10 protein-coding genes are annotated in these 10,890 nt (G+C 42.7%); 7 read left to right on the forward strand and 3 right to left on the reverse strand.

All coding sequences use genetic code 11. From position 1 onward, the window contains the following. Positions 1-11: 11 nt before the first annotated feature. On the reverse strand, positions 12-2,174 hold the full coding sequence (locus PN499_RS28225; protein WP_417063903.1) for a CapA family protein: 2,163 nt from the start codon (positions 2,172-2,174) through the stop codon (positions 12-14). 218 nt (positions 2,175-2,392) lie between these two features. Here PN499_RS28225 and PN499_RS28230 point away from each other — a divergent pair, with 218 nt between their 5' ends. The 3 genes from PN499_RS28230 (at position 2,393) to PN499_RS28240 (ending at position 4,406) form a co-directional block, all read left to right on the forward strand. Then, complete coding sequence (locus PN499_RS28230) at positions 2,393-2,602, forward strand: hypothetical protein (RefSeq protein ID WP_007353980.1); 210 nt, start codon at positions 2,393-2,395, stop codon at positions 2,600-2,602. 392 nt (positions 2,603-2,994) lie between these two features. Beyond that, entirely contained in the window at positions 2,995-3,306 is a 312-nt protein-coding gene (locus PN499_RS28235; RefSeq protein ID WP_007353983.1) for a DUF6679 family protein, read from the forward strand. A gap of 329 nt (positions 3,307-3,635) precedes the next feature. Further along, positions 3,636-4,406 (forward strand): cobalt-precorrin-6A reductase, encoded by a 771-nt coding sequence (locus PN499_RS28240; RefSeq protein ID WP_272036797.1) that lies wholly within the window; start codon positions 3,636-3,638, stop codon positions 4,404-4,406. Positions 4,407-4,626: 220 nt separating this feature from the next. Here PN499_RS28240 and tsaD read toward each other — a convergent pair whose 3' ends face one another. Beyond that, positions 4,627-5,667: a tRNA (adenosine(37)-N6)-threonylcarbamoyltransferase complex transferase subunit TsaD gene (gene tsaD, locus PN499_RS28245; RefSeq protein WP_272036798.1), complete on the reverse strand. Its 1,041-nt coding sequence runs from the start codon at positions 5,665-5,667 to the stop codon at positions 4,627-4,629. 282 nt (positions 5,668-5,949) lie between these two features. Here tsaD and PN499_RS28250 point away from each other — a divergent pair, with 282 nt between their 5' ends. The 4 genes from PN499_RS28250 (at position 5,950) to PN499_RS28265 (ending at position 10,150) form a co-directional block, all read left to right on the forward strand. Further along, the gene (locus PN499_RS28250) at positions 5,950-6,438 is read left to right on the forward strand and encodes a Photosystem I reaction center subunit III (protein ID WP_272036800.1); all 489 of its coding nucleotides are present in this window, start codon (positions 5,950-5,952) and stop codon (positions 6,436-6,438) included. Between the two features lie 90 nt (positions 6,439-6,528). Next, positions 6,529-6,663 carry a photosystem I reaction center subunit IX gene (psaJ, locus tag PN499_RS28255; protein ID WP_007355062.1) on the forward strand — a complete coding sequence of 45 codons (135 nt, stop codon included), beginning with the start codon at positions 6,529-6,531 and terminating at the stop codon, positions 6,661-6,663. 293 nt (positions 6,664-6,956) lie between these two features. Beyond that, on the forward strand, positions 6,957-7,769 hold the full coding sequence (locus tag PN499_RS28260) for a carbon-nitrogen hydrolase family protein (RefSeq protein ID WP_272036803.1): 813 nt from the start codon (positions 6,957-6,959) through the stop codon (positions 7,767-7,769). Between the two features lie 89 nt (positions 7,770-7,858). Further along, positions 7,859-10,150 carry an ATP-binding protein gene (locus tag PN499_RS28265; RefSeq protein WP_272036804.1) on the forward strand — a complete coding sequence of 764 codons (2,292 nt, stop codon included), beginning with the start codon at positions 7,859-7,861 and terminating at the stop codon, positions 10,148-10,150. A 238-nt stretch (positions 10,151-10,388) separates the two neighbouring features. Here PN499_RS28265 and PN499_RS28270 read toward each other — a convergent pair. Continuing rightward, positions 10,389-10,890 (reverse strand): transposase (locus tag PN499_RS28270; RefSeq protein ID WP_272036805.1); only part of this gene is annotated, 502 nt, incomplete at its 5' end.

The following is a 10,890-nucleotide window of genomic DNA, read 5'->3' on the forward strand; positions in this document are numbered from 1 at the left end:
CCGGCGATGCTTTAGCTATTATTAACCTCTACAGGCGGCAACTCCACTATTTTGCGGCGATCGCTTTCCATCCTACCCTCTGCTACTACCACACTCTCTACCCGCTCTCTAGGGATCAGTTGGAACGAAGGAGCTAAACTGGGGGGCAGATAGCTGTGAGGAGTTGGTGTCGCCCCGGAATTGGGGGACGGGGGGGAAATAAATGGGTCTTTAATAAATGAGTCTTTAATAAACGGATCTGTTTCCTGGATCGGATTTTTGGGTGGATTTAATTTTAAGCGGGGAGGTAATTCGTTACTAGGAGGTGGGCTAGATTCTTCAGTAGGAGTTGACTCGCGATCGAAAAAGGAAGAATTACTAGGCTGCTTGGGTAAGTTAGGCAAACTTGGCGACAGCGGACTAGATTTAATCGGCACCTCCGGGGTGAAATCCTTTTCGCCTTCTCTAGTTTCGCGGTTAGGGCCTAAAGATTCGGGACTGGGGATTGGGGGTTCTGGACTGGGGACTGGGGACTGGGGAGTGAGAATGGGCTTGATGTTTCGATTTTCCTGTCTGCCGCCTAGAATTGGAGCATCCAAAACTACAGGCGATCGCATTGGGTTGTCGAAAATACTCGAAATTTGTTCTACGTGCTTGAGAATTTGCTCTCCCTTTTCTCCCTTAACCACTTTTGGCTGATACTTCGTCACCTCCACTGGTAGAAACTCAACTTTCATATTTCTCCCTTTTAGAGATACTTTGAGCACCGCTGTATCGTAATTACTGCGGGCATTCCCTCCAAAGATAAAGTCTCCTAAAGAATAAGCAATCGGTCGGCCTTTGTAAATTTCTGCCCCCTGCAAAACATGGGGATGGTGGCCTACCACCAAATCTGCACCCTGGTCAATTGTGAAGCGAGCCAAATCGATTTGCCAGTCTCCCGGATAGTCGGCTAATTCTGCACCCCAATGATAATTTACGATCACCCAGTCTACTTGATCGCGAATCGCTCGGATATCTTCTGCTATCCGTTGATTATTACGGGAATTTGTTCCCGCTTTCCCTTCTCCGGCAGCGTGAATGTCGGCATCGTAGTAACCTAGATAGGCGATGCGCTGACCTTTAACTTCAATAATCTCAGGTCGTCGTGCTTCTTTGGCATCTCTACCGGCCCCTAAATGGTGAATGCCTGCTCGATCTAATGTTTCTATGGTTTCCACCAGTCCTGGTTCCTCGAAGTCCATAGTATGATTATTGGCCAAAGTGACAATATCTACTCCCCCTGCTGTTAATACTTTTACTGCCTCTGGATCGGCTTTAAAATTAATTTGTTTATTCTGGCGACGGCCGGTAAAATTTGTCAGGGGATTTTCCAGGTTTACCATCGCTAAGTCTGCTTGTAGGTACTCCTCTAATTCGGCGAAGGCCCATCCGTAATCTTTGCCTGCAACTTGTGTCAATTCGTCAGACAGATTGACATCGCCGCCGAACATGAGCGTTACTGTTGGGTCATTGGGGTTGAGTACCTGTTTGTGCTCTACTACTGGCACTATTTCTAATGCTGCTTGAACTGTTTCTAGGCGTTTGGGTGAGATTGCTGATGTGACTAAAGCTTGCTGTTGTGAGGCCAAATCAATTGGCCGCATGGCATTAGCTTCGTGGTAGCTTACCCAGCACCCGATGATGAAGGATGCAACGGCTGACCCCATCAGAAATAGGGAGCGAAGTGTTTTAAATTTAACCCATTCGAGGGTCTCCAAGGAACGATAGCGTTTGCGATCGCGGATGGCAGGAGTCACGATCCGCACTGACTGTTTCCACAGGATATCGGGAGTGCCGGCTAAGCGGGCTACAACTCGCACGCCTTCTACTGCTGGGGAATTCAGCCTCCAGATTTGGTGGCAGATGAATTTAACTAACCGTTCCCGTAGGGTATTGACTATCAGTGAATCTGCTGCAAATTCACGCTGAAATTCGACTAGGATTTGCAGACAACCGGCTTGAGCAGCTTCTACGCGGGCATAGATGCCTTCGGGCCTTAGCAGGCTGTCAATCCAGTAATTTAGGGCTTGATTGTCACCGGAACGTGCTAGTTCAAAAATAGAAGGTTGAGACAAATTTTCTATATAGACCACTACTTTAGTCTCCTTAACACCGCGATCGCTTACTGTAACCTCTCTTGCTGCCAACCGCAATTCTTTTAGCTTAACTGCTACAAGCTGCGCTCCCTAATTTTGATCTGGTTGTTTCCAGCCACAATTGTGTACATTTATACTTGCTTGTTGTCAGTGACTTCAGTCACATTTACAATATCTTTAAGATCACGGTTTTTGACGGATCTCCATCATTATCTAAACACTGAGAATAGTTGATATTAAGATTATCAGTTATTTATGTCGGGGAAGCATACAAGATGATGATTCGCAAACTTGTAGATTCAGCTTTTCAAACTCGCTGTCTGAGTGTCGCCTCCGAAGGGTTGCTACGTCAAGTGATGGGATTTAATAGCTATCACTCAGAGGATTTGGATGCGATCGCAGCTCTCTGCGATGCCGTCAATTCTGGTTATATCCAGCGGGAAGCTCAGCGTCAAGGGGAAATGAGATTACTGTCGCGGTATTAATTCTGTGAACTACAGGTTATACTCAAAAGTTGGCTGTTAACTAAAAAACTCTGCCTTCAGGGAGAAGAAAATTTGCCGAGCGACAAGATCGACAAAAAATATAAAAATTTAAAATCCCCTACATTCGATTTATTAAAGATGCGATCGCCTCTGGTGGGCCCCCTTTCCCAGGCAGACTCAACTAGCTAGAGCTTAACTGTTATCTAGGCTCAGCCGCTCCCTAAAATTTTCATTCGTGCGAGAAAGCCCAGATTGCGCTATAAATTTAATTATAAACTTCGTACTGTTATCAGGTAATATTACCTGTGTCGGTAGAGAGGCCTCGAAGGCCACCTCAACCGTGTAAACAGACGATCTTTTTGAGCAAGTAAACTGCTCAGGAGAAATAACAAATGCTACAGCGCAAAATCTATCAACTCTGTTGTGATGGTCGTGAGGTTTGTATTTTCTTGCGGGATCAGCAGCGTTGGATTGAGCGCGCTCGGATCTTGGATATAGAGGGAGATTTGGTGACGCTGCGCTACGAAACCGATGAAGAAGACGAAGTTTGTTCTTGGGAAGAGATGGTGCGGTTAGAAAGTATTGGCGCTATCAGCCAAAAGTTAGCTTCGGTGTCCCGAAGCAACTACGAACCCCTAGTCTCGGACGATTGTCCCGAAGCTGAACAAATTCGCCACCACTACCCTGACTCTAGCGGGGATTAGCTTGGGGAGCGGGAGAGCAACTTAATCAATTAAAAATTAAAAATGCAAAATTAAAAAAAATGCAAAATTAAAAATTGTGAATTTAATTTTTAATTTTTAATTTTTAATTTTTAATTTTTAATCGATCTGGGGGCGGGGAGATGGGGAGATGGAGAAAATAGCTTACTTTTCTCGCATCAAAACCACGAAGCGTTGCGAGTGCAACGAATAAATTTCCCCAAACTCATACCACGCCGAAGCGTTGTAACTACAACGAAGTAATCTATCAAAACTTAAAACTCTTTATCTCCCTCATTCTCCCCGTCTTCCCATCTTCCCACTGTTCAATTGTGGAAACTCTTTTAAGAAAACGCTTGTTGATCCTTGGTGGAACAAGCGATGCGACTAAACTAGCAGCAAGAGCGTCGGTTATTTCCGGGCTAGAGGTCATCACTTCCCTAGCAGGCCGTACCCGACAACCTCATGCTTTAACAGGTAATGTGCGGATTGGTGGATTTGGGGGTGTAGCAGGACTGGCGGCTTATTTGCGCGATCGCGAAATCAATTTCTTAATTGATGCTACTCATCCTTATGCAGCTCAGATTTCCTTTAATGCTGCGGAAGCTGCTAAGGAATGTAACTTACCTTTTCTGATGTTAGTACGTCCGCCTTGGCAGAAACAAGAGGGCGATCGCTGGATTGAAGTTGAGAGCAATGAAGCAGCGGCAATAGTATTATCTAAACAGGCAAAGCGCGTATTTCTGACCATTGGCAGACAAGAGCTAGCTGCTTATGCCAATCTGAATGATATTTGGTTTTTGATGCGGACGATCGACCCGCCAACATTGGGGGCTCTAGTTCCTAATGGCAAATTGCTGTTGGATCGCGGGCCCTTCACGTTGGAAAATGAGCACAAGTTATTAATAGAGTATCAGATTGATGCGATCGCCAGCAAGAACAGTGGCGGCGATGCGACTTATGCCAAGATTGTTGCAGCTAGGGAATTGGGGATACCAGTAGTAATGGTACAGCGAAAGCCACAGCCAGCCGTTGAACAAGTTGTAGATGTAGAAAGTGCGATCGAATGGCTCCTTGATCAACTTCAATTAGTTAATGGTTAGTGGTTAGTCGTTAGTGGTTAGTGGTTAAGTAAATCCACCTAATTAAACATAAGATCGGGATGGCTAAAAAGCTGACTGTATAAACATTCTTCCTTCTCTCCTAGATAACTAAATTTTTCTTCCTTCTCTCCTAGATAACTAAATTTTTCTTCCTTCTCTCCTAGATAACTAAATTTTTCTTCCTTCTTCCTTCTTACTTCTTCCTTCTTCCTTCTTCCTTCTACTTATATAAATCCATGACATCGGTAATTGGCATTCGGGAATGAGCGCCTAAAGTTAAGGGCGAAGTATGCCCTAATTCTAAATGTTCAGCGGCGGCACAAGCAATCATCGCAGCATTATCTGTGCAATATTTCAAGGGGGGAAATAGTACGCGCAAATTGTGTGAATTGGCCGCTTTTTGTAAGTGTTGCCTTAGTCCGCTGTTAGCTGCAACTCCGCCGCCGATGGCAATAGTATTTAAGCCACAATCTAAAGCGCAGGCGATCGCTCTTTTTGTTAAACTCTTGGCTACTGTTTCCTGAAAACTCGCTGCAATATCCTTTACTGGTAAATCATCATTCTCTTTTTGTAGCTTCTGGACTAAATGCAACACAGCCGTTTTTAAGCCACTGAAACTGCTGTCATAGGGGTGATATCCACCTGTAGGCAAAGAAATTTTACCCTCCGGTAGGGAAAAAGCTTTCGGATTGCCAACTTGAGCTAGTTTATCAATGATGGGGCCGCCCGGATAGCCTAACTTTAATAAACGAGCTACTTTATCAAAAGCTTCACCCGCTGCGTCGTCGCGAGTTTGACCTAAAATTTCGTAGTTTCCGCAATTTTTGACATGAATCAAACTGGTATGACCGCCGGAAACTAGCAAGCATAAAAACGGTGGGTGCAAATCGGGTTCGCTGAGGTAGGAGGCATAGATGTGACCTTCTAGGTGATGAATACCTAAAAAAGGCTTCTGATGAACAATGGCGAGGGTTTTTGCTGCTGTCAACCCGACTAGCAAAGCACCTACTAAACCGGGGGCACAAGTGGCTGCAATCCCGTCAATTTCTGACCAAGTGAGATTTGCTTCACTCAGAGATTGCGCGATCGCCCCATTTACCATCTCGACATGACTGCGCGAAGCTACCTCTGGGACGACACCCCCATATTGTTGATGGATTTTAATTTGTGACGCTACCGCACTGCTGCAAACTTGACGATTCTTAACAATCGCTGCCGCTGTTTCGTCACAACTTGTTTCAATTGCTAAAACGGTTGCCATATATTCAATTTTACGTGATAAAGTTAGTGTCGCATACAAAAAGAGCAGCCATAAACTCAGATATATGCTGAGCGCATTGGTAGTGGCTGTCTGACTCAGCCTTTAAGAATCAAGTTTTTTGTGGATCGATCCCAAAAAGGTTGTCCTTAAAAATCTCCTTATCTTTAGATCGGGGAATGTCTATCTGGCAAGCTCAAAAAATAGTAAGATGTCTTCCAGACAAGCAACCTTGAGATGCTTGTACAAAAAACTTATTGTTTTGTAACAAAAGGAAACAATTCCATGCGAAGATTGTTTGCTGCGATCTTAGTCCTGAGTCTTTGGATCAGTTTTGTACCTGTAGCCTCGGCCTACGATTTAGTACCCTGCAAGGACTCGCCTGCTTTCAAAGAACTAGCGAAAAATGCTATTTCTACGAATGGCGATCCAGCTTCAGGAAAAGCCAGATTTGAGCGTTATTCTGAAGCATTGTGCGGGCCTGAAGGCTACCCACACTTAATTGTAGATGGTAGCTTGGAACACGCTGGCGACTTCTTGATTCCCAGCGTCCTGTTTTTGTACATTACTGGTTGGATTGGCTGGGTTGGCCGTTCCTATTTGCAAGCTGCGAAAAAAACCAGTTCTCCAGAGGAACAAGAGATTATTCTCAATGTGCCTTTGGCAATTTCCTTGATGCTGACCGGCTTCTTGTGGCCTTTGGCAGCACTCAAAGAAATCACCACTGGTGAAATGTTCGCCAAAGATGACGAAATCACTGTTTCACCGCGCTAATAGTTAATGGTTGTTAACTGTTAACTGTTAAGGGTTAACTGTTAACTGTTAACAATTCGATGTTCTGTTGATTATTGTGGAGAATTGTTGATGCAATACTTTGTGAAATTTCTTTCTACAGCACCAGTAGTTACAGCGCTTTGGCTGTCAATTCAGGCTGCGGCTTTGATTGAATTTAATCGTTTTTTCCCTGACTTGCTGTTCCACCCTCTGCAATTGCACTAAAGCTTGAGTCGCGTTAGGTTGCAGGTCAAACGATTTTAGATTGCTGATTTAGATTTGGGATTTGATCTAAGATTCCTAATCTCAAATTTAAAGCGATCGAATCTAAACATCGATTGGCCTGCGCTTTATGTTTAAAGCTATTTATACAAATGGTTAATAGGGAAAATCTTTGAAGTATCAAAGACTTTACGTTGTTTCTCCGTTCTTTTTAATTCTTCTGCCTTCTGCCATTCTAGATAACTAAATTTTCATTTTTCTTCCTTCTTCCGTCTTCTTTCTTCCTTCTTCCTTCGATGAAATCATATCTCGCTGCTGCAATTCAAATGACAAGCTTGCCTGATTTGCAAAAAAATTTGCTTCAGGCAGAAGAATTAATCGATCTGGCTGTGCGCCAAGGTGCTGAGTTAGTGGGTTTGCCAGAAAACTTCCCATTTATGGGGGAAGAAGCCGAAAAAATGGCACTTGCTAGCGAGATCGCGATCGAAAGTGAAAAATTCCTGAAAACGATGGCCCAGCGGTTTCAAGTGACAATACTGGGAGGGGGGTTTCCCGTGCCGGCAGATAGTGGGAAAGTTTACAATACTTGTTTGTTAGTAGACCGGAACGGAACTGAACTGGTGAGGTATCAAAAAGTACATCTGTTTGATGTCAACGTACCAGACGGTAATACTTATCAAGAATCGAGCACAGTCAAAGCAGGAGAACACTTACCTCCTGTCTATCCCTCAAAAGATTTCGGGGTGTTGGGACTGTCGGTATGCTACGATGTGCGTTTTCCAGAACTATATCGCCATTTGTCTTATAAGGGAGCCGAGGTTTTGTTCGTGCCGGCGGCGTTCACTGCTTATACTGGAAAAGACCATTGGAAAGTGTTGTTGCAAGCCAGAGCGATCGAGAATACTTGTTATGCGATCGCACCTGCACAAACTGGCCGCCACTATGGGAGACGACAAACGCACGGTCATGCGATGATTGTCGATCCTTGGGGAACAATTTTAGCGGATGCGGGGGATGGGCCGGGAGTGGCGATCGGAGAAATTAATCCCGATCGCCTGGAACAAGTCCGCCGCCAAATGCCATCTTTGCAACATCGGGTTTTTATCTGAAATAGTATTAGGTAAAAAATTTAGACTAGACATCTCCAGAAATTAAACTTAAATCTTTGTAACACAAGGGTTTAGGAGTGATTTTGGGGGTGTCTGCTGCGGATTTAAAACGTTATACTAAATCTTCCTACCGATCGCAGAAAATGTTGAGAAGATATCAGGCAAAAATCCTAGCAGCTATTCACCAGCCAGTACCTTTGCGCCTTGTCTTAATTGCACCATTTATCATTGAAATTTTTGCTGTTGTCGGACTGACTGGGTGGCTATCGCTACAAAATGGTCAAAAAGCAGTCAATGACTTAGCCACTCAACTCCGAAATTCGGTTAGCGATCGGATTCAACAACACTTACAAAGTTATCTAGAAAAACCATTATTGATCGTTAAACTTAACGCTGAAGCCTTTAAACTAGGACAGTTAACCTCGGAAAAGCCTCTAGCTTTAGAACGCCACCTGTGGCGACAAATGCAGTTATTTCCCAATATCCGTTCCAACTATTTTGGCAACAAAGAAGGTGCAATCTCTTTAATTACCAGAGAAGATGATGGGGTCACAGTTGTCAGAGTAACAGAAAAATTTCCCCAACGAACTACTTACACCCTTGATAATCAGGGAAATCGCCAACAACGCCGAAGAATAGACCCAAATTACGATCCTAGAACTAGACCTTGGTATCAAGCTGCAATCAAAAATAATCAAGCAAGTTGGGAAATTTATAGTTTTACCTATGGAACTTTAGGGATCACTGCATCACAGCCTGCTTATGACGCTTCAGGCAACTTTGAAGGAGTTGTTGCTGTCGATCTGAGTCTCAGTTATATCAGTGACTTTCTACGAAGCCTTAAAATTAGTACCAACGCTCAGACTTTTATTATGGAACGTTCTGGCTATCTAGTAGCGAGTTCAGATTCTCAGCCGTTTACAGTTAACACCGACGGAAAACAACAACGTATTTTAGCAACGGAAAGTCGCACTCCCTTAATCCAAGGGGCCGCTCAATATTTAAATTCTAAATTTAGTTCTCTAAAAAATGTTGGCAATGCCAAACAATTCGATTTTTGGATCGATAATATGCACTTGTTTGGACAAGTATTACCCTACCGAGATTCACGAGGTTTAGATTGGTTAGTGGTCGTAGTTGTGCCAGAAACAGATTTTATGGATGAAATTAATGCTAACACTCGGACTACGATTATTTTGTGTATTGCAGCTTTGGTTATAGCTACTTTATTGGGGATTTTAACAGCTCAATTAATTGCGCGACCAATTCAACATTTAGCGATCGCATCGAAGGCAATAGCCTCTGGAGAACTCAATCAACAGGTAGAAATAGCTGCTGTTAAAGAGTTAAATGTTTTGGCGGTATCTTTTACTCAAATGGCGGGTCAGTTACAAGTTTCTTTTACAGAATTGGAACAGTCAAAAACGAATCTAGAAATTCGCGTTCAAGAGCGAACTATTGAGTTAACTCGTGCTTTAGAAGAACTACAACAAGCACAATTACAACTTATTCAAAGTGAAAAGATGTCAAGTTTAGGGCAATTGATGGCGGGAATTGCTCACGAAATTAATAATCCTGTGGGTTTTATCCATACTAATTTACCATATACTCAAGAGTCTTTGGAAAACTTGTTAGTTTTAGTTAAGCTTTATCAGCAGCAATTTCCTGATGTAACTCCAGAGATTGAGGAACAAAAGGCAATAGCAGATTTAGAATTTTTGCAGGAAGATTTGCCTAAGCTTTTATCTTCAATGCAAGCTGGGACTGAACGTATTCGGCAGATAGTTCTCTCCCTGCGAAATTTTTCCCGCCTAGATGAATCTGCGGTGAAAGCTGTAGATTTGCATGAGGGATTAGAGAGTACGTTATTAATTTTAGAACACCGTTTACAAGCTCAACCAAATCGCTTGGCTATTCAAGTTGTTAAAAATTATGGTCAGTTACCAATGATTGAGTGTTGGGGAGCTCAAATGAACCAGGTATTTTTGAATATTATCAGTAATGCCATTGATGCGATCGATGCTTTGGCTGTAGAAAATCAAACAGAGAATGGAATTTCAAAGGATGGATTTTTACGCTATTCTCCTCCCCAAATTACAATTGCTACGGAGTTAGTTGAGGGTAATGTTGCAAATATTGGCGAGCCAATAGGAGAGAGAGTTATAATTAGTATTGCTGATAATGGTAAGGGTATTTCAGAGGACGTGCAGTCCCGAATTTTCGATCCTTTTTTTACTACAAAATCTGTGGGTAAGGGAACAGGACTAGGATTATCAATCGCCTATCAAATTGTTGTTAAACAGCATGGTGGTTTACTGAGATTTAATTCGACTATGGGGAAAGGAACTGAATTTATCGTTGAAATTCCTGTTAAAAAATGAGAGTTAATTTAATGAGGTGATTTTAAAAATTTTTGCTATAATTATGATGCAATACGGTTCAGTTAAGGCTATGCAGTGCTTAAAACAATAAAAACAGGAGGAGTCATTATAATTCCAGTACCTCTGTGTTTAACTTGTTTAGACCGAAACTTTGAGACAGGTTTTTTCACGACTCTTGGGTTGTTTCTCTGAACTCTTTCCGGTATATTTTGATCGAGAATCTCCAAAGTCAACCAACTCAAAAAAAGGGAAGTTCTTGTGGTTGTAACCCCTGAAATTTTGGGAGCGCGCGACGAACAACTCGTAATGTTCCAGTAAAAGAAAGACGCAAGGGTGAAATGCTTGCCTTGCTTGCCGCTTGAAAAATTAATGACCTTACAGCCCAATGTCCTAGTAGTAAACCATAAATTTCTTGCACAACTTCTTTTGGCTTTTGAGAACGAATATGAGTTTTTCGTCCTAATAAATGTACTTTCATTTCATCAATCGTATTCTCGACTTCCCAACGTTGATGATATTCACAGGCAAGTAACTGGGCAGGAAATTTTTCCGCGTCCAACAAGCTAGTAATTAAACGATATCTAATTTGTGCTTCTGGACGGTCGTAATTCTCAATTGTGTACTCAATTACTCTTACCTGTATGGGTTTAAATCCTTTTTTCCTTAATTGGCCTGATGGGTAAATCCAACTCAAATATGAACCATCTTCTAATTGTGTTTCGTTTAAGAATTTAACGTTG

It is taken from the genome of Kamptonema animale CS-326, from assembly GCF_028330895.1.
Classification (GTDB): domain Bacteria; phylum Cyanobacteriota; class Cyanobacteriia; order Cyanobacteriales; family Microcoleaceae; genus Kamptonema; species Kamptonema formosum.

Coding starts and splice junctions, on each gene's coding strand:
- PN499_RS28230 (WP_007353980.1), top strand. CDS start 2,393: ATGATGATTCGCAAACTTGTAGATTCAGCTTTTCAAACTCGCTGTCTG.
- PN499_RS28235 (WP_007353983.1), top strand. CDS start 2,995: ATGCTACAGCGCAAAATCTATCAACTCTGTTGTGATGGTCGTGAGGTT.
- tsaD (WP_272036798.1), bottom strand. CDS start 5,667: ATGGCAACCGTTTTAGCAATTGAAACAAGTTGTGACGAAACAGCGGCA.
- PN499_RS28250 (WP_272036800.1), top strand. CDS start 5,950: ATGCGAAGATTGTTTGCTGCGATCTTAGTCCTGAGTCTTTGGATCAGT.
- psaJ (WP_007355062.1), top strand. CDS start 6,529: ATGCAATACTTTGTGAAATTTCTTTCTACAGCACCAGTAGTTACAGCG.
- PN499_RS28260 (WP_272036803.1), top strand. CDS start 6,957: ATGAAATCATATCTCGCTGCTGCAATTCAAATGACAAGCTTGCCTGAT.